The organism is Algoriphagus chordae (genome assembly GCF_003254055.1).
Taxonomy (GTDB): Bacteria; Bacteroidota; Bacteroidia; order Cytophagales; family Cyclobacteriaceae; genus Algoriphagus; species Algoriphagus chordae.
On sequence record NZ_QKZT01000012.1, the window covers coordinates 132,848 to 155,735 of the forward strand.

General features: G+C 40.4%; 26 protein-coding genes and 1 rRNA gene. 13 read left to right on the forward strand and 14 right to left on the reverse strand.

Going from position 1 to position 22,888, the window contains the following annotated elements:
* Positions 1-62: 62 nt before the first annotated feature.
* A complete protein-coding gene (hemE, locus tag LV85_RS14125; RefSeq protein WP_111320524.1) occupies positions 63-1,085 on the forward strand; it encodes a uroporphyrinogen decarboxylase in 1,023 nt (340 codons plus the stop codon).
* Between the two features lie 31 nt (positions 1,086-1,116).
* Here the strand turns inward: hemE and LV85_RS14130 are convergent, their stop codons facing one another.
* The gene (locus LV85_RS14130; RefSeq protein ID WP_111320526.1) at positions 1,117-1,926 is read right to left on the reverse strand and encodes an MOSC domain-containing protein; all 810 of its coding nucleotides are present in this window, start codon (positions 1,924-1,926) and stop codon (positions 1,117-1,119) included.
* Positions 1,927-2,364: 438 nt separating this feature from the next.
* On the opposite strand from LV85_RS14130, the gene dnaK reads away from it, so the two are divergent.
* Positions 2,365-4,284 (forward strand): molecular chaperone DnaK, encoded by a 1,920-nt coding sequence (gene dnaK / locus LV85_RS14135; RefSeq protein ID WP_111320528.1) that lies wholly within the window; start codon positions 2,365-2,367, stop codon positions 4,282-4,284.
* 133 nt (positions 4,285-4,417) lie between these two features.
* Positions 4,418-4,792 carry a co-chaperone GroES gene (locus tag LV85_RS14140; protein ID WP_111320530.1) on the forward strand — a complete coding sequence of 125 codons (375 nt, stop codon included), beginning with the start codon at positions 4,418-4,420 and terminating at the stop codon, positions 4,790-4,792.
* 78 nt (positions 4,793-4,870) lie between these two features.
* Here LV85_RS14140 and LV85_RS14145 read toward each other — a convergent pair whose 3' ends face one another.
* The 6 genes from LV85_RS14145 to rocD all read right to left on the reverse strand — a co-directional run bounded on the left by LV85_RS14145 (position 4,871) and on the right by rocD (position 11,523).
* Positions 4,871-5,158 (reverse strand): hypothetical protein, encoded by a 288-nt coding sequence (locus LV85_RS14145; protein ID WP_111320532.1) that lies wholly within the window; start codon positions 5,156-5,158, stop codon positions 4,871-4,873.
* Positions 5,159-5,454: 296 nt separating this feature from the next.
* Positions 5,455-6,642, reverse strand: coding sequence for a porin (locus tag LV85_RS14150; RefSeq protein WP_111320534.1), 1,188 nt, complete (start codon positions 6,640-6,642; stop codon positions 5,455-5,457).
* A gap of 93 nt (positions 6,643-6,735) precedes the next feature.
* A complete protein-coding gene (locus LV85_RS14155) occupies positions 6,736-7,989 on the reverse strand; it encodes an ammonium transporter (protein WP_245942314.1) in 1,254 nt (417 codons plus the stop codon).
* A gap of 564 nt (positions 7,990-8,553) precedes the next feature.
* A complete protein-coding gene (hemB, locus tag LV85_RS14165) occupies positions 8,554-9,522 on the reverse strand; it encodes a porphobilinogen synthase (protein ID WP_111320540.1) in 969 nt (322 codons plus the stop codon).
* Positions 9,523-9,525: 3 nt separating this feature from the next.
* Positions 9,526-10,179, reverse strand: coding sequence for an HAD family hydrolase (locus tag LV85_RS14170; RefSeq protein ID WP_111320542.1), 654 nt, complete (start codon positions 10,177-10,179; stop codon positions 9,526-9,528).
* A 108-nt stretch (positions 10,180-10,287) separates the two neighbouring features.
* Positions 10,288-11,523 (reverse strand): ornithine--oxo-acid transaminase, encoded by a 1,236-nt coding sequence (gene rocD / locus LV85_RS14175; protein ID WP_111320544.1) that lies wholly within the window; start codon positions 11,521-11,523, stop codon positions 10,288-10,290.
* A 74-nt stretch (positions 11,524-11,597) separates the two neighbouring features.
* On the opposite strand from rocD, the gene LV85_RS22080 reads away from it, so the two are divergent.
* The 9 genes from LV85_RS22080 (at position 11,598) to LV85_RS14215 (ending at position 15,606) form a co-directional block, all read left to right on the forward strand.
* Entirely contained in the window at positions 11,598-11,756 is a 159-nt protein-coding gene (locus LV85_RS22080; RefSeq protein ID WP_158531184.1) for a DUF5522 domain-containing protein, read from the forward strand.
* Between the two features lie 102 nt (positions 11,757-11,858).
* Positions 11,859-12,101, forward strand: coding sequence for a 50S ribosomal protein L28 (gene rpmB, locus LV85_RS14180; protein ID WP_057939354.1), 243 nt, complete (start codon positions 11,859-11,861; stop codon positions 12,099-12,101).
* 31 nt (positions 12,102-12,132) lie between these two features.
* Positions 12,133-12,315 carry a 50S ribosomal protein L33 gene (rpmG, locus tag LV85_RS14185; RefSeq protein ID WP_057939355.1) on the forward strand — a complete coding sequence of 61 codons (183 nt, stop codon included), beginning with the start codon at positions 12,133-12,135 and terminating at the stop codon, positions 12,313-12,315.
* Positions 12,316-12,352: 37 nt separating this feature from the next.
* The gene (locus LV85_RS14190) at positions 12,353-12,505 is read left to right on the forward strand and encodes a DUF4295 domain-containing protein (protein WP_082632367.1); all 153 of its coding nucleotides are present in this window, start codon (positions 12,353-12,355) and stop codon (positions 12,503-12,505) included.
* Positions 12,506-12,596: 91 nt separating this feature from the next.
* Complete coding sequence (gene ftsY, locus LV85_RS14195; protein ID WP_111320546.1) at positions 12,597-13,553, forward strand: signal recognition particle-docking protein FtsY; 957 nt, start codon at positions 12,597-12,599, stop codon at positions 13,551-13,553.
* A 119-nt stretch (positions 13,554-13,672) separates the two neighbouring features.
* A complete protein-coding gene (locus LV85_RS14200; protein ID WP_111320548.1) occupies positions 13,673-14,524 on the forward strand; it encodes an SPFH domain-containing protein in 852 nt (283 codons plus the stop codon).
* Positions 14,525-14,526: 2 nt separating this feature from the next.
* Positions 14,527-15,015 carry a hypothetical protein gene (locus tag LV85_RS14205; RefSeq protein ID WP_111320550.1) on the forward strand — a complete coding sequence of 163 codons (489 nt, stop codon included), beginning with the start codon at positions 14,527-14,529 and terminating at the stop codon, positions 15,013-15,015.
* Positions 15,016-15,017: 2 nt separating this feature from the next.
* A complete protein-coding gene (locus LV85_RS14210; RefSeq protein ID WP_111320552.1) occupies positions 15,018-15,206 on the forward strand; it encodes an Arc family DNA-binding protein in 189 nt (62 codons plus the stop codon).
* 52 nt (positions 15,207-15,258) lie between these two features.
* Entirely contained in the window at positions 15,259-15,606 is a 348-nt protein-coding gene (locus tag LV85_RS14215; RefSeq protein ID WP_111320554.1) for a hypothetical protein, read from the forward strand.
* A 5-nt stretch (positions 15,607-15,611) separates the two neighbouring features.
* Here the strand turns inward: LV85_RS14215 and LV85_RS14220 are convergent, their stop codons facing one another.
* Entirely contained in the window at positions 15,612-17,105 is a 1,494-nt protein-coding gene (locus tag LV85_RS14220; protein WP_111320556.1) for a TolC family protein, read from the reverse strand.
* Between the two features lie 183 nt (positions 17,106-17,288).
* Between LV85_RS14220 and LV85_RS14225 the strand changes: the two genes are divergently transcribed.
* A complete protein-coding gene (locus tag LV85_RS14225; protein WP_111320558.1) occupies positions 17,289-18,053 on the forward strand; it encodes a class I SAM-dependent methyltransferase in 765 nt (254 codons plus the stop codon).
* Here the strand turns inward: LV85_RS14225 and LV85_RS14230 are convergent.
* The 6 genes from LV85_RS14230 to rrf all read right to left on the reverse strand — a co-directional run bounded on the left by LV85_RS14230 (position 18,050) and on the right by rrf (position 22,851).
* Positions 18,050-19,012 (reverse strand): glycosyltransferase, encoded by a 963-nt coding sequence (locus LV85_RS14230; protein WP_111320560.1) that lies wholly within the window; start codon positions 19,010-19,012, stop codon positions 18,050-18,052. The two genes, LV85_RS14225 and LV85_RS14230, sit on opposite strands and share 4 nt — an antisense overlap.
* Positions 19,012-19,974 (reverse strand): glycosyltransferase family 2 protein, encoded by a 963-nt coding sequence (locus LV85_RS14235; protein WP_111320562.1) that lies wholly within the window; start codon positions 19,972-19,974, stop codon positions 19,012-19,014. Before LV85_RS14235 ends, LV85_RS14230 begins: the two co-directional genes overlap by 1 nt.
* A gap of 3 nt (positions 19,975-19,977) precedes the next feature.
* Complete coding sequence (locus LV85_RS14240) at positions 19,978-20,526, reverse strand: DUF4199 domain-containing protein (RefSeq protein WP_111320564.1); 549 nt, start codon at positions 20,524-20,526, stop codon at positions 19,978-19,980.
* Positions 20,527-20,533: 7 nt separating this feature from the next.
* Positions 20,534-21,046, reverse strand: coding sequence for a DUF4199 domain-containing protein (locus LV85_RS14245; protein ID WP_111320566.1), 513 nt, complete (start codon positions 21,044-21,046; stop codon positions 20,534-20,536).
* Positions 21,039-22,283, reverse strand: coding sequence for a dihydroorotase (locus tag LV85_RS14250; protein ID WP_111320568.1), 1,245 nt, complete (start codon positions 22,281-22,283; stop codon positions 21,039-21,041). Before LV85_RS14250 ends, LV85_RS14245 begins: the two co-directional genes overlap by 8 nt.
* 456 nt (positions 22,284-22,739) lie before the next feature.
* Positions 22,740-22,851 (reverse strand): 5S ribosomal RNA (gene rrf, locus LV85_RS14255).
* Positions 22,852-22,888: the final 37 nt, after the last annotated feature.

Genomic DNA, 22,888 nt, shown 5'->3' on the forward strand with positions numbered 1-22,888 from the left:
ATCCAGCTTTTTTATGTGGCTCATTTACCTGCCAAGAATAATTTGGCTCTTATCTTTACAGCATGCATTTAAAGAATGACCTCCTACTTCGAGCCGCTAAAGGCGAAACCATAGAACGAACTCCCGTATGGCTAATGCGCCAAGCAGGAAGAATATTACCTGAGTACAGGAAAGTGAGAGAAAGTGTGAGCGGATTTATTGAACTAGCACAGACTCCAGATCTTGCTGCTGAGGTCACTATCCAGCCAGTAGATTTACTTGGGGTGGATGCTGCTATTATTTTTTCAGACATCTTGGTGATTCCTGAAGCGATGGGGTTGCCTTATGAGATGATAGAGAAGAGGGGACCTCTTTTTCCAAATACAGTAAGATCAGAAGCAGATCTAAAAAAACTTCACGTTGCGGATGGATCAGAACTACGCTACGTTACCGATGCCATTAGCATCACGAGAAAAGCATTGAATGGCCGTGTACCACTAATCGGTTTTGCAGGTGCTCCATGGACTATCTTCGCATATATGGTGGAAGGACATGGCAGCAAAACTTTCTCCGCTGCCAGAGAGATGCTCTATACTCAACCGGCATTTTCTCACACCCTGCTTCAGATGATCACTGATAGTACTATTAACTATCTAAAAGCGCAGATAGTAGCCGGCGCACAATTGGTTCAACTATTTGACAGCTGGGCGGGAATTCTAGGACCAAAACAATACGCAGAATTCTCAATGCCTTATATCTCTCAGATCTGTGATGCGATCACAACAGTGCCAAAAACTGTTTTTGCAAAAGGGGCATTCTTCGTACGAGAAGAAATGGCAAAATTGAACTGTGAAACTATCGGTTTGGACTGGAATATGGGAATAGCTGAGTCAAGAAAATTAATCGGCTCTGAGAAAACACTGCAAGGGAATCTAGATCCTGCGGCACTTTATGGTACTGCCGAACAGGTTCGAGAAGCGACCATCACGATGATGGAGCAATTCAAAGGCACGCGACATATTGCCAATCTCGGTCATGGCGTTTATCCTGACATTAATCCAGAAATGGTGAAAGTCTTTATTCAGACAGTGAAAGAATTTAAATAAGAAAAAGGAGCCTCAGAGCTCCTTTTTACTTTTATATAGGCTTTAGTTCGTCACCAACTTTTAGAACGCCTGTTGACAAAGCAACCATGTTTTGTCCAAAAAGAATTTTTTTATCCACCTGCCTATAGGTAGCAAGAGTTTTCAGAGGCTCGGTCCCTTTGAAACCCGTATCCTGATCCACAGTAGTCATCACACAGCGAGCGCAGGGTTTTACAACCTGAAAATCTAATTCACCAATTTGAATTTTTTTCCAAGAATCCTCCACAAAAGCTTCCCCACCTGAAAAGACAATATTTGGGCGAAATCGATTCATAGGTAGCGGATCTTCCAACCTAGTATTCAGATCTGAAAGGGATTTTTGACCAATCAGTAAATAGGGCATCCCATCTGCAAAACTCAGTGATTCCCCATTCACTGCATACTTTGGATCCACTTTACGTTCTGTTGACAAAGGCATTTTCACCAGGCGGACATTCATATTTAGGATAGCACTAAACCAATCATCAATCTCAGTACTGACCAGACGTGCTGGCATCTTATCATCCCATACTTTTACCTCAGAAATCTCATGTCCCTCGTCCTCGATTGGAATTTGGATTAACTCTGCTGGTTTGGAAATGTGATAGACCGAAAGTGAATCAGCCCCGATTTCCACATGTAGCATCGCCATAAGTGGAAAAGCTCGCTGAGAGATAAATTTCCCACTTTCATCAATTAGCATCCATCGACGATCCAATTCAAATCCCCTTTCCTCCACCTTGGCTTCAGTGACACGAATGCCTCCCAGGGATTTAATAGGATAAATATATAGATCTTGGATAAGTAGCGGAGAATCTGACATGGCCTAAAAATAACTGCCTGTATTCGAAATTCTTGTCTCAAAGAAAAAAATTTATGACTGCTGGTACGATTCTTTTCAAATATTCCCAGGTCGAGGGCAGTATTTCCAAAGTTCTATTGGCAGTCAATATCCCCATCCCAAGGATAATCGCCAGGCCCCATCGGCAGCGTTCTTTCATATTTCCCTTCAAAAAAAGTTTCATTCTACTTAATAGATGCAATAGCTAGCCAAATGGTTGCAATGACATGAAGATTTTTCTAAAAAGCTGTCAGTTTGGAGATTTCAATTGCAGGGATAAATGACAATACAGTAGTTCTTTGGTCCTATCTATGTCAAGTTTTCTGCCAATGTGACACAAAAGTCTGTGAATTACTGGATGGCACATCCATTGAAGAAAGGGAGTAGAATCAATTTGAAATAACTTAAAAACATATAATCATGGGAAAAATCATAGGCATTGACTTAGGAACAACCAACTCTTGCGTAGCAGTGATGGAAGGTAACGAACCTGTAGTCATTCAAAACAGTGAGGGAAGAAGAACCACACCTTCTATTGTGGCTTTCCTTGACAACGGAAACGGTGAGCGCAAAGTAGGTGATCCTGCTAAGCGTCAAGCGATAACCAACCCGCAAAACACTATTTCTTCAGTTAAAAGATTTATGGGCAAAAAATTCTCTGAGGTTACTGCAGAGAAAAAACATGCTTCATACAAAGTAGAAAAAGGACCTAACGACACTATTGCTGTGAAAATTGGGGACAGATCATATACTCCTCAGGAGCTTTCAGCAATGATCCTTCAGAAAATGAAGACTACTGCTGAGGATTTCTTGGGACAGACAGTTACTGAAGCAGTTATTACTGTGCCTGCTTATTTCAACGACTCAGAGCGTCAAGCTACTAAAGAAGCTGGACAGATCGCTGGTCTTGAAGTGAAGCGTATCATCAACGAACCAACAGCAGCTGCCTTGGCCTACGGGATGGACAAAAAGCATCAGGACATGAAGATCGCAGTGTATGACCTTGGTGGTGGTACATTTGATATCTCTGTTCTAGAACTTGGTGATGGCGTATTCGAAGTAAAATCTACCAATGGTGATGTACACTTAGGTGGTGATGACTTTGATCAGGTGATCATGAACTGGTTGGCTGAAGAATTCAAATCTGAAGAGCAAATCGATCTTAGACAAGATCCAATGGCACTTCAGAGATTGAAAGAAGCTTCTGAGAAAGCTAAAATTGAGCTTTCTAGCTCTAATTCAACTGAAATCAATTTACCATATATCACTGCAACTCAAACAGGTCCTAAGCACTTGGTGAGAACATTGAGCCGTGCGAAATTCGAGCAACTTTCTGAAGATCTAGTAAGAAGATCTATGGAGCCTTGTAAGAAAGCTCTGGCTGATGCAGGTATGAGCCCTTCTGATATCGACGAGGTAATCTTGGTAGGTGGTTCTACTAGAATCCCTAAAATCCAGGAAGAAGTTGAGAAGTTCTTCGGCAAAAAGCCTTCTAAAGGTGTAAACCCTGATGAGGTAGTAGCAATTGGTGCTGCGATCCAAGGTGGAGTATTGACAGGTGAAGTGAAAGACGTGCTTCTTTTGGATGTAACGCCACTTTCTCTAGGTATCGAAACAATGGGTGGAGTATTGACCAAATTGATCGAATCTAACACTACAATCCCTACTAAGAAATCTGAAACATTCTCTACAGCTTCGGACAATCAGCCTGCGGTGGACATCCACGTGTTGCAAGGTGAGCGCCCAATGGCAAAGGATAACAGAAGCATCGGTAGATTCCAGCTTTCTGACATTCCACCAGCACAAAGAGGAGTTCCTCAGATCGAAGTAACTTTCGACATCGATGCTAACGGTATCCTAAATGTATCTGCTAAGGACAAAGGAACTGGTAAAGAGCAGAAGATCAAGATCGAAGCTTCTTCAGGACTTTCTCAGGAAGAAATCGACAGAATGAAATCAGAAGCTGAAGCAAATGCAGCCACTGATAAAGCTGAAAAAGAGAAAATTGACAAATTGAATCAAGCTGACAGTTTAGTATTCCAAACTGAGAAGCAGTTGACTGAATACGGAGATAAACTTTCCGAAGGCAACAAAACTGCAATCTCTGGAGCACTAGAAACTCTGAAAGCAGCACATCAATCTCAAAACATAGAAGGAATTGATTCTGCTATGGAAGGATTGAATAAAGCTTGGGAAGCAGCTTCTACAGAAATGTACAACGCAGCCGGAGCCGAAGGTGCACCTGGTGCTGAGCCTAATGCTGATACAGGTTCTGCTGATGCTGGTGACGGAGTATCTGATGTCGATTACGAAGAAGTAAGCGAAGAAGAGAAAAAATAATAGCAACATTAGCTATACAATTCAAAACGGCACCTGTGTAAAAGCAGGTGCTTTTTTTAGTTAAACTCAAGAGTACCATCATTTAAGCCTAACTCTTGGCACATTTTCACCTAATCTCTAGAAATATATAGCCATGCAATTGACCTCTGACAATAAACTGAAGAAAATTATCGTAGTCGGTGATCGCGTTCTTATACGCTTGAAAAAACCGAATGAAAAGACTGGTTCAGGCTTATACTTACCTCCGGGAGTTCAGGAGAAGGAAAAAGTCCAGCAGGGCTATATCATCAAAGTAGGACCAGGATATCCTATCCCAGTAGCTGCCGATGATCATGAGCCATGGATGGATACAGAAGAAAAAGTAAAGTATGTACCTCTTCAAGCTAGAGAAGGAGATCTGGCAATTTTCATACTTTCTGGAGCTCATGAAGTAGTCTATGAAGGAGAAAAATATTACATCGTCTCACAGTCAGCGATATTGATGCTCGAAAGAGAACAGGATTTATAAAAAAGTAAAAGCTCGGAACATTCCGAGCTTTTCTTGTAATCATATCTATTATTAATTGAATCTTCCTTAAGGATAAGATTAATCCTCCCAAACTTTTTTATTCTTAGCTTTTGGCCCTTTAGGCAAATCCTTTTCCTCTCGTATATAAACAGTTTTTGTACTGATTTCTGATTTCGTCCAAACCTTTTGATTTTTAGCTTCTGGACCTTTTACCTCAGTAGGTACTGAGTAGAATTTCAGCGCTGAGGCATGAGCTACTCTTTCAGTTGGAGTTGCATTCTTAGCTTTTGGACCTTTCAAGGTAGATTGTGAAAATCCCACTGCCGATACCATCATAATTGCGAGTAATAATACCGATCTTTTCATAACACATATAGTTTTAATTGACTGTTAATAAACTATACTTTGTTTGATGAAAAAGGTTACGCAAATTCAGTACTTTCTATATATTTTTTGACAAATGATAAAATTATATTTTACAAATTTTCAATAAACTTGTTTTTTATGGTTTAAAAATAAACCTAAAATCAAATGAAACACAGTAATTTTGATGGAAAACGATTTCAAAACAAACTACTTTTAGACCAAAAAGCCTAATAAATGAGAAAACCGAGATGAAATTCATCTCGGCTTTAACAATTAACAATAGACCCTGTTTATTTTTAGAATGCAAACACCGCCGCCAACATAAATGAGGATAAGCTCTTGCTTGGATTCATATCATTATTAATAAAGTAGTCTTGCCCCATTGAATCTAATCTTAATTCAGGAATCAACGTAAGGTTTTTGTGAACTCTGGCATTTCCTGAAAGAGTCAAAGCAAACACATTACCATCGCCATTATCATCCAATCCAACCACGCCATCAAGTCCGTTGTTGAAAACAGAAAAATATTCTCCTCGAAGACCAAAAGAAATTTTCTCAGAGGCAGTAGCCTGAAGATACCCCGCAAAACCATAGAAGCCCGCGCCGTCTCCATCAGAATCATTCACTGAAGACCCATTGTACATTTCACCAGCAGACGTAGTATTATAAGTGGTATTTACACCCAGATACAAAGCTTCAGTCAAGTTGAAACCAGCTGTCAAATCCACCTGAAAAGTATTTCCCATAGAAGTTTGGCCTGGCACTAATGAACTATTTTCCATGTCCAACTTTCCATCCTGATCTCCATATACGAAGTTCAGGTAAGTACTTGCCGCGTCAGTTGAATAACCCAATTGAGCACCTAAAGTATACGTGCCAGCCAAGTTGAATTCTGTCATATCTGTAGGGTTCATCACGGCAGCCATTAAGGACCATTTGTCAGTAAGGGCAAAATCAGCCTTCAGACCTGTGTGAGAAAACGGTCCATAGGAAAACATGTAAGAAGTAGAATAGTTGAAGTTTCCTGTTGGGGAGATCACTTCATAACCTAAGAATGTGTTGAAATTACCCATGGTCAAGGTCACCACATCCGACACATTCCAGTACACGAACAACTGGTTTACCATTTGTGAACTACCTGCCATTCCACCAGCATATAGTGGAGATCCAAATACAGCATCTTCACCTCTTGGCCCAAATACTAAATCTGCGACAGCTCCAACTTTTTCACCTTGGTAGGTTGCTATGATATTTGCCATACCTAGTGAGAATCCCGGCAGATTTCCAAACGAAGTAGCAGGAGCTTGGAAATCATCTCCCTTGTTTGGCCCATTGAAGTTCGTACGGAAATAAGCATCCACTGAACCAGAGAAGGTTAATTTGGACGGTTCTTCCTCTTCTTCTATGATAATAACCTCTTGAGCAAAAGTATCTGTAGCCGCATAGAGGAAAAAGACTAATATAAGTAGTTGAAATTTTTTCATGTTTTTAATAGGTATAGGTTTGAAAATAGTTTGATAAGATTAAGCACTGCCGAAGCATAAGATCAGCTCATTCTTCGGCAGCTTTTTGCTTGACTATTCGTCGTAAACAATGGTATATCCACGGATCCCATGTTCGTGTGAATCCAAGCCACTACGCTCATGTTCTTCAGACACACGAATTCCCATGGTCTTTTTCAAGAGAAAGAAAATGAGGAAAGCAGCAGAGAAGGCAGCGATGCCGCAGATCGCAACACCCGTCAATTGAGTTAAGAAAGTATGCTCAGGGTTGGTGGAAAAAATACCTACAGCCAAAGTACCCCATACACCACAAGTCAAGTGGACAGATACTGCACCCACCACGTCATCAAGCTTAAGCTTATCTAGTAATACAGCTGAATACACAACTAATATCCCTGCGACAAAACCTACCAAGACTGCTGATGCAGGATTAATAACATCTGCCCCTGCCGTGATACCAACAAGTCCTGCAAGGATGCCATTGAGAATCATGCCGAGATCAAGGCGCTTGAAAACTATATTTCCAGCGAGAAACCCGCCTATCCCACCTGCACAGGCAGCAAGACTAGTAGTAACTAAAACAAAGGATACGATGGCTGGATCTGCCGATAGCACCGAGCCTCCATTGAAACCAAACCAGCCTAACCAAAGCAAGAAGACACCGATTACAGCAAGCGGCACACTTGATCCCGGCTTATCCACTGTCTTACCATTTACATATTTACCAATCCTTGGACCTACCAAAATCACTCCCGCTAAAGCTCCCCATCCTCCTACTGAATGCACCAAGGTACTTCCTGCAAAATCATAGAATCCCATTGCATCCAGAGCACCTCCACCCCATTTCCAGCTTCCAATGATTGGGTAAACGATGCCTACATATAGTAAGGTAAAAACTAAGTAAGCCCACAATTTCACACGTTCAGCAATAGCACCAGAAACAATGGTAGCTGCAGTCGCTGCAAACATGGCCTGAAAAAGAAAATCAGTCCAATAGGTGTATCCTCCATCTGCATAGCCCACAGTCACGTCAGCATCTGCAGGTGAAAACCAAAACATATTCCAGCCGGCAAAATCAAAATTCAACCAGCCTGGAGTTTCAAAACCTGGATACATCAGGAAAAAGCCAACAAAGGCATAGGACAAAATGCCAAGAATAGGAGTAATCGTATTCTTGAATAAGATATTCACTGTGTTTTTGGCTTGGCCAAATCCAGCTTCTACTCCTGCAAAGCCTAAGTGCATAATAAACACCAAGGCTGTGGAGAGCATCATCCAAACATTGTTTGTGGTAAAGAGATTCTGAGAAATCTCAGCTGAGAGATCCATTGTAGCTGGTATGTCTTGAGCCAATAGGGGAACGAAATACTTCATAGATTAAATCTGGTTTTTAAAGGTTTTACAGAATTTACAATAGGTTTGACACTTCAATATTTTCCACAATGTAATTATAATATTGACATTAAAATAAATCTATTATTACAGTTTTGGCACTAAAAAGTAGTTTTTAGAATGATTTTTAGACCATTTTTTGCCATTTTTTCAAAAACCCTTCAAAAATCAGATAAAATTAAAACTATACTTAATAAAAAATAATATTTGGAATAGCTCTATAAAATTTCATAAAACCGCTTACCGAACCACCCATTCAGAACATCATCAAAAAAATCACCTCGTAATTGATATAATATTTGTAAAAAATAGAAAAAACAGGTTTTTTAAAAAAAGCCACGATTTTACGAAAACCATAAATTTCAAAAAATTAGAATATTTTTTCAACCAACTTTTAGAAACTTGACAATAATCAGAACAATAATGACCAAAAAATAATCTATAGACATAAAAAAAGCCGGATAAACCCGGCTTAACTAATTAAATTCAAATCCAAGCCCCTTATCGGAGCAGACTTGCATATTCTTTGGCAAAATAGGTGAGAATCACCTTAGCCCCTGCTCGCTTAATACTCAGTAAGACCTCGAGCATAGCCCGGTCATTATCAATCCAACCTTTTTCTGCTGACGCCTTTATCATACTGTATTCTCCCGAAACATTATAAGCCGCAATTGGCAAAGGGAAATTATCATTTAACAGCTTAATAATGTCGAGGTATGACAGCGCTGGCTTAACCATCAAAAAATCCGCTCCTTCTTCTGTATCCAAATCTCCTTCTACCAATGCCTCCTGAGAATTAGCAGGATTCATCTGATAGGTCTTTTTGTCACCAAACTTAGGTGCTGAATCCAGCGCATCTCTGAAAGGCCCATAAAATGCACTGGCATACTTTGCTGTATAAGACATGATAGATGTGTCAGTAAACCCACTTTCATCCAGCAACTCACGGATATAGCCCACTCGACCATCCATCATATCTGACGGACCTATGATATCCACACCTGCATCCGCCTGAGCTAATGACATCCTTGCCAAAATCTCCAGGGTCTCATCATTCAATATCTTCCCATCTTTCACCAATCCATCGTGCCCATCGCTACTGTATGGATCCATTGCAACATCAGACATCAAACAAAGCTCAGGGAACTCCTTTTTGATTTCGCGTAGCGCCTTCAAGTAAAAGGTCTCAGGATTATAGCTTTCTGAAGCAATTGTATCTTTCAAACTATCTGGATAAGCTGGAAACACATCAAATGCCTGAATCCCCAACTTCATACAAGATTCAATTTCTCGAAGCATAGTATCTATGGAGTATCTATAAATCCCAGGCATGGAATCAATAGCCACCTTCTTCTTTGCTCCATCCACTAGAAACATTGGAAATATCAGGTCCTTGACAGAGAGACTAGTCTCTTCTACAAGGTTTCGTACCGCTTCGGATTTTCGATTTCTTCTAGGCCTTCTTAGCATGATTTAATTGAAAAGTTGTTGAATCTGGACAAGATCTAAGTTCTTATAATCGTCTATATATAGGTCGCACTTTGGTAATTCCTCAATTGTATGGCTGGAAAGCACTCCAACCACCTTCATTCCCGCATTGATTCCTGCACTTGCTCCTGAGAAGGAATCTTCAAAAACCAAGCAGTTTTCAGGTTTCACATCAAGATTTGCTGCGGACTTTAAATAAACTTCTGGATCCGGCTTATGCTTCGATACATCTTCGGATGCAAGTTGTGACTGCATCTGCCCTCCTATCCCAAGCGTACCGATGATCAAATCTAGATTTGCCTGAGGCGCGGAAGTAGCTACAGCAGTAAGTAAATCTGCTGATTTTAACTGCGTAAAGAACTCCATAAACCCTGCAATTGGATTTACTTCAGATTTATAAATCTCTCTGAAAAGCCCTTCCTTTTCGTCTTCAAGCAAGGCCAATTCCTCGCCTGCTATCTTCCTTCCTAGAAAATGACTCAGAATGTACCCGTTATTTTTCCCATACATATGCTCCGCGTATTCCGCTTCAGAGGGATTGAGATCTCGCTTTGCAAAAAATTGCTGGAAGGCAATGGAATGAAATGGATTGGTATGACAAATCACCCCATCCATATCAAAAATGACAGCTTTTAACATGTGTTGGATTAGTATTTTATAGTTGCAAAATTAAGCATAAGACAATAAAAAACCCTCCCAAGTTCCAAAAACGCGGGAGGGTTAATTCAGACAAACAGATACTGCCCTTTACTTTTCAAAAGCAGCTATTGTCTTCTCTATAATATCACAGCACTCATGGATCTGCTCTTCGGTCATCACAAGAGGAGGCGCAAAACGTATAATATTACCATGAGTTGGCTTTGCCAAAAGACCATTATCTTTCAGAGCCACACAAATATCCCAAGCTGTACTGCTTTCTTCAGAATCATTGATCACGACTGCATTTAGCAATCCTTTTCCTCTAACAAGCTTCACGAGATCTGATTTCTCCACCAGATTTTGCATTCTTAGCCTAAATAGCTCACCAAGCTTCTCAGCGTTTTCAGCCAATTTCTCATCTTTCACTACCTCCAAAGCTGTCATTGCTACCCGAGCTCCAAGTGGATTCCCCCCAAAAGTAGAACCGTGCTGACCTGGCTTGATTACATTCATCACTGCATCATCTGCCAGAACAAGTGACACCGGATAGAACCCTCCTGAAACTGCTTTCCCTAAAATCAGAATATCAGGACGTACATTTTCATGATCTACAGCAAGTAATTTCCCTGTTCGAGCGATTCCAGTTTGGATCTCATCTGCTATGAATAACACATTCTTTTCCTCGCAGGCAGCTTTCGCATCCTTTAGATAATCTGGTCCTGGTACATATACACCAGCTTCACCTTGAATTGGCTCTACTAAGAATGCCACCACGTCTGGATCATCCAAGACTGCTTTTAGCGCACATATATCATCGTAAGGAATCTTCACAAACCCGGCGGTATAGGGCCCAAAATTCTTACGGGCATTTTCATCGTTAGAGAACGAGATGATTGTCGTAGTCCTGCCATGAAAGTTGTTTTCTGCGACTACGATCTTAGCACGATTTTCATCAACTCCCTTTCTTTCGTAGCCCCACTTCCTAGCAATTTTAATAGCAGTCTCCACTCCTTCGGCTCCAGTGTTCATCGGAAGCACTTTGTCAAAACCGAAATAGTCTGAGATATATTTCTCGAATGGACCCAACACGTCATTATGAAAAGCCCTGGAAGTCAAAGTCAAGGTACTCGCCTGCTCTATTAAAGCATCCTTGATTCGCGGGTGGCAATGCCCTTGGTTCACGGCAGAGTAGGCTGACAAAAAATCATAATATCGCTTACCTTCTACATCCCAGAGAAAAACTCCTTCGCCTTTCGCCAGCACCACAGGTAATGGATGATAATTATGTGCGCCGTATTTATCTTCTAATTCTATTGCTTGCTTACTCGAAGTGATAGTCTGCATGTTTTTCGTAATTTTGTGTACTATATAATAAGGACTCGTCAAGTTCAAATATAGCAAATGCCATTACCCTAACCATGAAAGACAGCAAGAAGCCTCTCCCAACAGCAGCAATAAGTTCGGAAGACTTTTATTTCAACGAACAAGGACTGATGGTTTTTACAGAAAAATATCATCTAAAACGTGGTTATTGCTGCGGGAATGGCTGTAAACACTGCCCCTACGCAAAACCCTGAGATAAAAGGGAATATTTTTGAAATGCATTGTTGCATATCCCCGAAAAGTTCCGATATTTGCAGACTCATTACAGAAACGGATACAATTTACTATACATTACCATGGCAAAAGTTTGTGACATTACCGGAAAAAGACCTCGAGTAGGTAACAACGTCTCCCATGCAAACAACAAAACTAAGCGTAGGTTCTACCCTAATCTTCACAAGAAGACGTTCTACGTTCCAGAAGAAGATGCATGGATCACATTGAAAGTTTGTACTAAGGCATTGAAGACAATCAATAAGAAAGGTATCACTGCAGTTTTGAAAGAAGCGCAGGATAACGGGATGATTGTAATCAGATAATCAAGGTCACGACCTTAAAATCAATACAAAGATGGCTAAGAAAGGCAATAGAGTACAAGTGATTATGGAATGCACGGAGCATAAAGCTTCTGGCTTGCCAGGTACTTCAAGATACATCACTACCAAGAATAGAAAAAATACTACTGAGAGATTGGAATTGAAAAAATTCAACCCAATCATGAAGAAAGTAACTGTTCATAAAGAAATTAAGTAATTTAGCTCGGAAGCAATTCCGTTAAAACGACAAGAATATGGCTAAGAAAGTAGTAGCAACCCTTAAAAAAGAAGGTGGCGTATCTTACGCCAAAGTGATCAAAGCGGTAAGATCTGAGAAGACTGGCGCTTACACCTTCAGAGAAGAAATGGTTCCTTCCCCACTGGTACAGGAAACCTTGAAAAAATAAGTTGCCATTCGCAACATAAGGAATTCTAGTCCCTCTGTCCATCGGTCAGCAGGGACTTTTTCGTTATATTCCACTTTTAAAACGCATAAGTATGGGAATCTTTGGTTTCTTTTCAAAAGATAAGAAAGAAAGCCTCGACCAGGGCCTTCAGAAATCAAGCGAAAATATATTCACAAAACTCAGTAAGGCCGTTGTTGGCAAGTCCAAAGTGGACGATGAGGTTTTGGATGAATTGGAAGAAATACTAATCACCTCAGATGTAGGTGTGGATACCACTATCAAGGTAATCCAAAGAATAGAAGAGCGAGTAGCCAGAGACAAATATGTCAATACAGCAGAGCTAGATATAATTCTAAAGGAAGAAATCGAAAACCTTCTCAAGGAAAACAACTCACAAGATCTGCTAGATTTTGATCTCCCTGAAGGCAAAAAGCCTTACGTGATCATGGTGGTTGGTGTAAATGGAGTAGGTAAAACTACCACCATCGGAAAACTTGCAAATCTTTTCCAATCGGCTGGGAAATCTGTAATTCTAGGCGCAGCAGATACATTTAGAGCTGCAGCTGTGGATCAATTGATTCTATGGGGCGAAAGAGTTGGAGTACCTGTAGTTTCTCATGGCATGAACACAGATCCTGCTTCCGTAGCATTCGATGCAGTAAAACAAGGAGTGGACACAAATGCCGACGTGGTCATCATCGATACCGCTGGACGACTTCATACGAAAGTCAACCTCATGAATGAGCTCGGAAAAATCAAACGCGTAATGCAGAAATTTATCCCAGATGCTCCTCACGAAATCCTACTTGTGCTAGATGGTTCCACTGGACAAAATGCATTTATCCAAGCCAAGGAATTCACGAAAGTAACTGAGATCACAGCTCTAGCCATTACCAAACTTGATGGCACAGCCAAAGGCGGAGTAGTAATCGGTATTTCAGATCAATTCAAAATCCCTGTCAAATACATAGGCGTAGGGGAAAAAATGACCGACTTACAGATTTTCAATCGAAAGGAATTTGTAGATTCTCTCTTTACGAAGAAGTAACCAAAAAACACAGTTAATCAGATACCCCGACACTCTTGGGGTATTTTTTTTGTGAAAATTTGAACTTTAATCAAATTTTACCGTAATTCAATATGATATCATTTTAACATCATAATAATATGGAAAAGACAACTAAACCTATGTCAGGGTATTTCATGATCCTGTTCGTTCTTGGACTTATCATTTTTGCGGTAGCACTTTTCATTCAGCAAATCATGATAGTAGTCGGCATTATATCCGTAGTGACAGCTTTGATCTGTCTTGGTGGGTTCTTCATCGTAGAACCAAACAAATCTATGGTTCTGCTACTTTTTGGCAAATACAAAGGAAGCGTGAAAGCTAATGGCTTTTACTGGGTCAATCCCTTTATGACAAAGAAGAAAATATCACTTCGAGTGAGGAACTTTGAAAACAAACCAGTGAAGGTGAATGACAAAATCGGTAATCCTGTAATGATCGGCACTATCGTCGTCTGGCAAGTAGAGGACACCTTTAAGGCCACATTCGATGTGGATGATTATGAAAACTTTGTACATCTACAATCTGACGCCGCGATTCGTAAAATGGCAGGACTATATCCTTATGATAATTTCGAGGCGGAAGAGGCAGAAATCACCTTGAGATCGGGGGTAGAAGAAGTCAATCATTCGTTGGAAAAAGAAATCTCAGACCGACTATATCACGCTGGAATCAAAGTGATCGAAGCGAGGATATCACATCTGGCCTATTCCTCAGAAATAGCATCGGCTATGCTCCAAAGACAGCAAGCAACAGCCATTGTAGCTGCGCGACAGAAGATTGTAGAAGGAGCTGTTGGGATGGTCGAGATGGCTTTAGCAGACCTTAAGCTTAAAGAAATTGTAGATTTTGACAATGAAAAAAAAGCCGTCATGGTCTCTAATCTAATGGTAGTACTATGCTCCGACAAGAGTGCTAGCCCAGTGCTGAACGTCGGCACATTAAATCAATAGCTATGGCTAATAGGATATTCAAAGAAAGCCAAACTTATTTCGGTACCTGGGTGATGTATGCTATCATCCTGGTGGAGATGCCCATACTGATCCTATTGATCGTATTATATGCCACTTCTGATGATAAGCAAGAAATGGCCATAGCACTAGGGCTTGTACTTGGTACGATGGTCTTGATCCTAACGCTCATCTTCAATTTGAAACTGGAAACGAGAATCGATGGCAATAGCGTCTCCTTCAGATATCTACCCTTCATTCGAAAATGGCGACAGTACCCAAAACAAGCAATAAAAACCGCTGAGGTAATCAAGTACAGTCCGATCACAGATTATGGCGGTTGGGGATTTAAAGGCAATAAAACAACCAAAGCCTATTCCGTACTGGGAGATGAGGGACTTCTTCTGGATGTGGGTGATAAGAAAAAAATAATGATAGGAACCATGAAGTCTAAAGAGCTAACAATCTTCATGGAAAACTGGATGGAGGAATAATTATGCCTAAAAAGAAAGCATTTGCACTACGACTGGATGAGAACATGATGAAAGCGCTCGAAAAATGGGCAGCAGATGAGTTTCGTAGTACCAATGGCCAAGTAGAATGGATCATCCGTGAAGCGCTAAAAAAAGCAAGCCGCTTACCTAAAGGTGATTCAACTAATAAAGATGTGGACCAAAATCAATAACTGGACTCAGTAATAAAATTTTGTATATTCATAGAATATATCCCTATAAATTATGAAAAAACTGATCTTCGTATTCATGCTATTAGGGGGAATGATGTATCTATCCTCGTCGCAAGTAATAGCACAAACAGTAACAACGGCCACTAAAGCCGAACTGAAAACTCAAGAAAAATTATTGGATTCTAAAGTTAAACTCGAAAAATATGAACAGGATCACGAGAAAGCTATTGAAAAACGGCAAGATCTAAGAGCTGATTTTGAGAAGAAAAACTCCTCCGGCAAACTTTCTCCAAATGACGTGGAAAAGATGACTAAGAAAATGGACAAACAATCCAAATCAATTGAAAAGCTGGAGAAAAAGATGGACAAGCTCAAAAAATATATAGCTGAGAATTCATAAGATTCTTAATTAGTTTCTGGTGTATATAGCAATACCTCATTTTCGAAATCATACAAGGTGAGTGCTCTTAACTCATAGTATGCTAACCAAAAATCCCTTAAGGATGTGTAAAAGGCTCTTTTATTAGAGTCTTTTTCATTTTGAGCAATATTGAGATTGGTTATAGTTACATTCCCCGTCTGATACCTCCTAAGGGCAATATCGTATCTGCGCTGCGCAACATCATCCGACACCTTACTAACATTCAATCTCTCCTTGATCATCAAAAAGTTTTTCACCTTAGTGAAAATTTCTTGCTGAAAATTGATCAGCTCCTGAGCTACTGTATTGTCAACAAGCTCCTGATTAGCCATTGCCATAGACATTCTAGCCTTATTTCTACCCCAGTCTAATATTGGGACAGAAAGTCCAAGGCTGACAAGTGCCTGAGTGTTGGGATTTTGATAAATATCAGGAAAAGTAAGCGCGGCATTATTATATCCATACCTAGCATTTAGCAGAACTTGAAATCGATCTCCTTTTGCTTGGGCTACCTGAGATTCAGCTACCGTTTTTTGTCGGTCAAACCCAATGGCCTCCGCTCTATTTTGAAACGCGAGCTCAATTGCCCTTTCCACATTCACATCAAAATCCGGGATATCAATAGGAGAAATTAGATTTAACTCAGAAGACTGATTGAGGCCTATAAAGGAATTCATTGCAAATGATGCGCTTTCTAGAGCAAGTTGTGCCTCGGCCTTGTCCTGCTGGGCATTCAGCACTTGCAATTCTATTTGCAATAGCTCATCCTCAGGAGTTACTCCCATTTCATTTCTTTTCCTTTCTATCGAAAAAATATCTTCCGTATTCTTAAGGTTGGTAGTGGCTATCTCCGAATTAACCTGTGCAATCAAATAATCAAAATACAATTCAGTCACATAGACCGAGACGCCTTCCATCTCAGCCACATATTCACGCTTGCTCTCTTCATACAATAATGGCTCAATCTTTTTATCCCATTTAAATCTATTATAAGCAAATATTGGCTGCTGTAAGGCCACACTAATTGGCACACCAGAATAACGTGTCTGTGGTTCACTCGGATTTGAAAGGAAATTATCAAACCTATTAGTAGAAGTATTGACAGAAACAGTCCCTCCTGTAGCTCCTATCACCTGCTCCAAACTCAAGCCCAAATCCATCAAATTTTGCTTCACTTCAATAAATTCAATGGAGCCATCAGGCTGTGTAATGTTATTATATTCCTGATAATATTGAGGAATTGTACCGTTCAGACGTAACTGAGGATTATAATTTGACTTAAACAACCTGTATTGCCAGTAGCTATTCTCTCGTATAGTTTTAATTCGAAGAGCATAGGGAGAATTATCCTTAGCATGTTGCACTAGTTCTTTTAAAGTGAAGGTGGGCGTATCTTGGGCTTGCGCAAATTGAAATGTAGAGGCAAGAGTAAATAGGACTAAAAAAGACTTGAAAAAAAGTAATCTTCTGATCTTCATAAAGGCATTTTTTTGAATTAAATAAGAAAAACCATTCCTATCAACTAAAATACTGATTGATTCCTCACAAACAAGATACTTATTGCACCTGAATTCCTAAAAAATCTAAAAAAGGTAAAACATTCACTTTAATTACAGTCTTTTTGCCCCTTTGAGTAACTTGCACCCTGATTCAAATCAACCATGAAGTCCATTATTAGTTTTGTCATTCGCTACGTTCCAAGATCCTTGTTGCAGCGTGTAAGTCCCTTAGTGATGAAAATATTTGCTCAGATGAATTCTGGCAAGGACGTCACTTGCCCAGTATGCGATCACAGTTATAAAAAATTCCTTCCATACGGACGCATCGCCAGAGCCAATGCCCTTTGTCCAAATTGCCTTTCACTGGAGCGGCATCGCTTGATGTGGCTTTTTCTACAAGAAAAAACTGATTTTTTCACCGCTCCACTTCGTGTACTGCATGTGGCGCCAGAACATTGTTTCATTGAGCGTTTTGAAGGGTTAAAAAATTTGGACTATATCACTGCAGATATAGAATCCCCGCTTGCTAAAGTGAAAATGGATGTTCACGATATACCTTTCCCAGAAAATAGCTTCGACGTCGTCTTTTGCAACCATGTACTAGAACATGTGGAAGATGACTTAAGAGCCTGTGCGGAGTTCAATCGTGTACTGAAGCCAAACGGATGGGGAATACTCCAATCGCCGGTTTACCCTATCAAAAAGACCCTAGAGGACAAGAATATCACTGACCCTGCAGAGCGAGAACGCATGTTCGGCCAGAGAGATCATGTGCGCAAGTTTGGAAAAGACTATGCAGAGCGTTTGAGAAAATCAGGATTACAAATCGAAGAAAATACTTTTGTAAAGGAAATATCCGCTGAAACAGTCAAGCAAAACGCACTTCCTTCCGAAGAAGTAATTTTCGTCTGCAGCAAAGGAAATTAACTCTTGATGTTTTTCCTTAAAAGCTCCAAAGGCAATCCAAGACCATAGGACCAAAGCTGAGCAACTGATGTAATCCAACTTAAGAACCCCACTTTAGCTGAATTATTCTGAATGGAAGATGAAAGAATCACCCCCAATGTCCAGATCAAAAAAACACCCATACTGAGTTGGAATAAGGGATGACTGAGGAAATAGAATAAGGGAATTGATAGGCTGAATAGCAAAAAAGCTGTTGGTAGCCAATGAACCAGCTTGATCGCGCCTGGATGATATCTTGATACATTTACTCTATTCCTGCCAAAGGAAAAGGCTTGCTTGGCAAATGAGCTAAGCGTGTTTTTACGTTTGTGGTACACAAATGCCTCCTGCACCAATTCAAGCTTGAATCCAGCCTTCTTTATTCGAATACTCCACTCAATATCCTCCCCCTGATTTGGGTCTACAAAGCCGCCAGTAATTTCAAAAACAGAACGAGACACTCCCATATTGAAACCACGGGCTTGATATTTTGAGGGATCCTTCATTTTTCCACGAATCCCCCCTGTAGTCCAAAAGGAGGTCATTGCAAAATCCATCGCTTTTTGCATAGACGAGAAATCTTTGTCTGAAGCATCTGGCCCTCCAAAAGCATCAAGATTTCTACTTTCAATAGCATCTGACAGCCTTAGCAAATAGTCTTGCGGCAAAATCACATCCGAATCCAGAATAACAAAAAAATCTGCTTGGGCGATTTTCATTCCATTATTTCTGGCGAATCCTTGGCCAGTGTTGGATTGCACCAAATATTGAATCGGGAATTTGTCCCTAAATTCTTCTACTACAGAAGACGAATCAAGAGTGGAACCATCCTCGATCACTACGACCTCAAAATCCGTGAAACGCTGTGTTGTAAGACTTTGAAGTAATTCGCCTAACTCCTCAGGCCGATCAAAAACCGGTATGATTACCGAAAACTTCATCAGAAATGAAAGTTTACCTCTTCATCAATTTTGTATTCGGTCTCTTTGGACTGATTAGAAGTCATCAATTCTGCAATGAATCCTGTAACAAATAACTGCACGCCGATAATCAAAGCCACTAAAGCCAAAAAGAATAGTGGCTGATCAGTAATCTCTCTTACCTTAAGCCCTTTACTTAGGCCATATACTTTTTCAAAAATCAACCAGCAGGTGATAATAAAACCTGTCAGGAAGGAAAAGCTTCCCAGTAGACCGAAAAAGTGCATAGGCTTCTTCTTGTACCGATGCACAAAAGACACCGAAATCAAATCTAGAAAACCATTCAAAAACCGCTCTATCCCAAACTTGGAATAACCGTATTTTCTAGCTTGATGCTGCACTACTTTCTCTCCTATTTTACCAAATCCATTCCACTTGGCAAGCAAAGGGATGTATCGGTGCATCTCACCATAGATCTGAATATTCTTTACGACTTTTAGTCGATAAGCCTTCAAACCACAGTTAAAGTCATGCAGTTTGATTCCGGAAATCCAGCGCGTCACTCCATTGAAAAATCTGGAAGGGATAGTCTTACCTATCGGGTCATGTCGCTCTTTTTTCCAGCCAGACACCACATCAAACTTCCCTTCAGTGATCATCACATATAAACTAGGGATTTCTTCTGGGCTATCCTGAAGGTCTGCATCCATAGTGATTACCACATCACCAGACACTTTTTTGAAGCCTGCATCCAGTGCAGCCGACTTCCCGTAGTTTCTGGTAAAATTGATTCCTTTCACTTGACTATAGTCACGAGAAAGGGAGCTAATGATTTCCCAGGAATTGTCAGAGCTTCCGTCATTCACAAAAACCAACTCATAAGAAAAGCCGTGATCAAGCATGACCCGGCTAATCCATTGCGTTAATTCAGGCAGTGACTCCTCTTCGTTAAATACAGGAACTACAACTGAAATTTGAGGCATATTTTAATAATCGAGAGACTTGTCTCTCTTCTTTAGGATTGCCCCCAAAATTAAGGCAATTATCGCATATACAATCAAGCTAAAACCAAATCCCATAAGCTGACCAGATAAAGTAAAGCCTTTAGAAGAACTAGCTCTCATTTCTTCAAGCATAGCGGGGTCTAAGGCATCTGGGTCTTGCCCAATTTTTTCCATAAAGGACAATTGCGTCTCAAAGGCCTGATCTGCCAAAACCCCTGGTAATGCGGGGTCAACGACATGGAACAGCAACAATTGACCTATCACGCCTACTAAGCCAGAAATAACCATTGTAACAAAGCTGAAATTGAAAGCGGTTCCAAAAGTCATGAAGCCACCTAGTTCAGATCTATATTGCTTTCCAAAATAGATGATCAATACAAAGAACAGCACTATAGCCACTAGTCCAAACCAAGCTGAACCAAGCAAACTAGAATCGATAAAATAGGCAATAAAAGTAAGTGCTAAAGACACTAATCCGATCGTGAGTCCAGGTTTAATTGCCGCCTGAAAAGGAGATTGTTGCTCTTCCATAAATTTGTTAGTTAGGATTTTTCCTTAAAATAATAGATATAATAATAGTAAAAAACAGACCTGGGATTATTTTCCAGAGCGCATCATTCAATGCAATGTCAAAGGGAATCATATTTTTGATACTTTCTAACGTCAAATCAAAAGAATCCCCGCCTACTTGAGAGACGATAGAATCCTTGCTGCTTGCCAGGACATCAAGTTTTGAAAGCTTAATTTGTTCAAATAGATCTGGATGAATCAGCAAAACAAGCCATATCCCTCCTAAAGAAATAATGGACTCGAGCATGTAAGCTACAAAACCTACTGACATACCTTCAGCAAAAGACAAATATCCACTATTGCCATATTCTTTGAAAAATTTGATTGCAAGAAATATCGCGACGGGAGTAATCACATAACCAAAAACCAGATTTAGATTGGTTGGGTCTGGGTACAAAAACGAAAGTGTGATAAATGCGATAATACTTAAGGCTCCTGCGATGCTACCAAACTTGTATGATGAATTAAAGTACCTATACATTCACTTCTATTAATTGCTCCTTTTGAATCACATACTTCACCTGCCCTTTCAACTCATTCCCAAACCAAGGTGAATTGGAAGAAAGTGATTTATTTGATTTCTCATCATAAATCCATTCTGCTGCTGGATCAAAAATTGTCCATGACTTACTTAAGGTATGTGGCAAAATGGCCTTAGGACCAGAAGTGATTTTTTCAAGTAAAAGGCTCCATCCTAATTCCTTTTCTAGTAAAACCATAGCAGGAAGGAATGTCTGCAAGCCAGCCATACCGAAATTAGCCAAGTCAAACTCCATAAACTTAGCATCACGATCTTCTGGCTGATGATTACTTACTAAAGCATCAATTGTTCCATCTTTTAAGCCCTCTATCAACGCGTCTCTGTCAGAATCTCCTCTGAAAGGTGGTAAGACTTTAAGATTAGGCTCAAAATCCATCAAATCTCCATCGGAGAATAATAATTGATAAATAGATACATCAGCCGTCACATTGAGCCCCTCAGCTTTTGCCTGCCGAATTAGTGCAACACCTTTTGCTGTGTTGATAGTTTGGAAATGTACTCGCCCTCCAGCGTAGCGTATAATTTCCAAATTCCGCTGGATTGCAACATCCTCAGCAAGATTTGGAATTCCTTTTACACCTAGCATCGTAGAGTTTTCACCTTCATGCATATGCCCAAATATCGCCAATAAAGGATCATAGGCATGATCAAAGAGCACTCCATTAAACTTCTGGAGATACTGAAGGATTTTCATGTAACGATCTCCATTTGCTAGAGGCTTTATACCTTCTCCGAAAACAGACACGCCAGATTGATGATGCATATCCAAAATTTCAGTGAGATCCTCCCCATCAGTATTCTTCGTAACCGCTCCCTGGATTAAAAACTCTGGAGTATATCGTTTTGCTCGATTAACTACAAAATCAACATCTCCTTTAGATTGGATTACTGGTTCCGTATTTGGCAGAATCACGGCAGTGGAAAACCCACTAGCCACTAAGGACTCAGCAAGACTCTCAATGGACTCCTTGTATTCATGACCTGGTTCTCCCATGCCACATCGAAGATCTACCCAGCCAGCTGATAATAGCCACCCGGTTGCGTTGATTTCTTTATCAATTTGCGATGAATTGCTGTTAGTAATAACTGTGAATTCCCCTTTATCAAAAATGTAATCCTTAGGCTGTTGTAAACCTTCAGGATTAACAATACGGAGACCTTTAAATAGAATGGACATTCAAATTTGGCTTTGATGCAAAACTGCAACAATATTCTAAAAATGAAAAGTGTAAAATCAAATAGTATTGAAAAAGCATAAATATAAAATCCGGCCAGAACACAAACGCATTTGGAAAAACGAGAGAACCGCCGATCGCTATCCTGAGCTACTCGATTGGGGGTGATAAGCAAACAAACTGTCTAAAACCAAAAAAGCCCATTAGAATTAACCAACCAGCTTGAATCTATGTTTTGGCTCCCGATTCCTATCGGTGGCTGCTCTACCGGGTGATGGGTAGAATTTCAAAAAGTCTCTAAAACCAAAAAGCCCTATGGAATGAATGAACCAACCGGCTTTGAATAAATGAGGCGGCTCCCGATTCCTATCGGTGGCTGCTCTCCCGGCTGTCGTGCTGAGTGAATAAGAAAGGCTTGAACGCAAAAAAGCCAGCTGTTAAAGCTGGCTTTTGAATAAATGAGGCGGCGACCTACTCTCCCGGGTGTAACCCCAGTACCATCGGCGCTGCAGGGCTTAACTTCTCTGTTCGGGATGGGAAGAGGTGGGACCCCTGCGCTAGGCCGCCTAAATCTTGATGTCCGATGACCGGTGTCCGTTGCCGGATG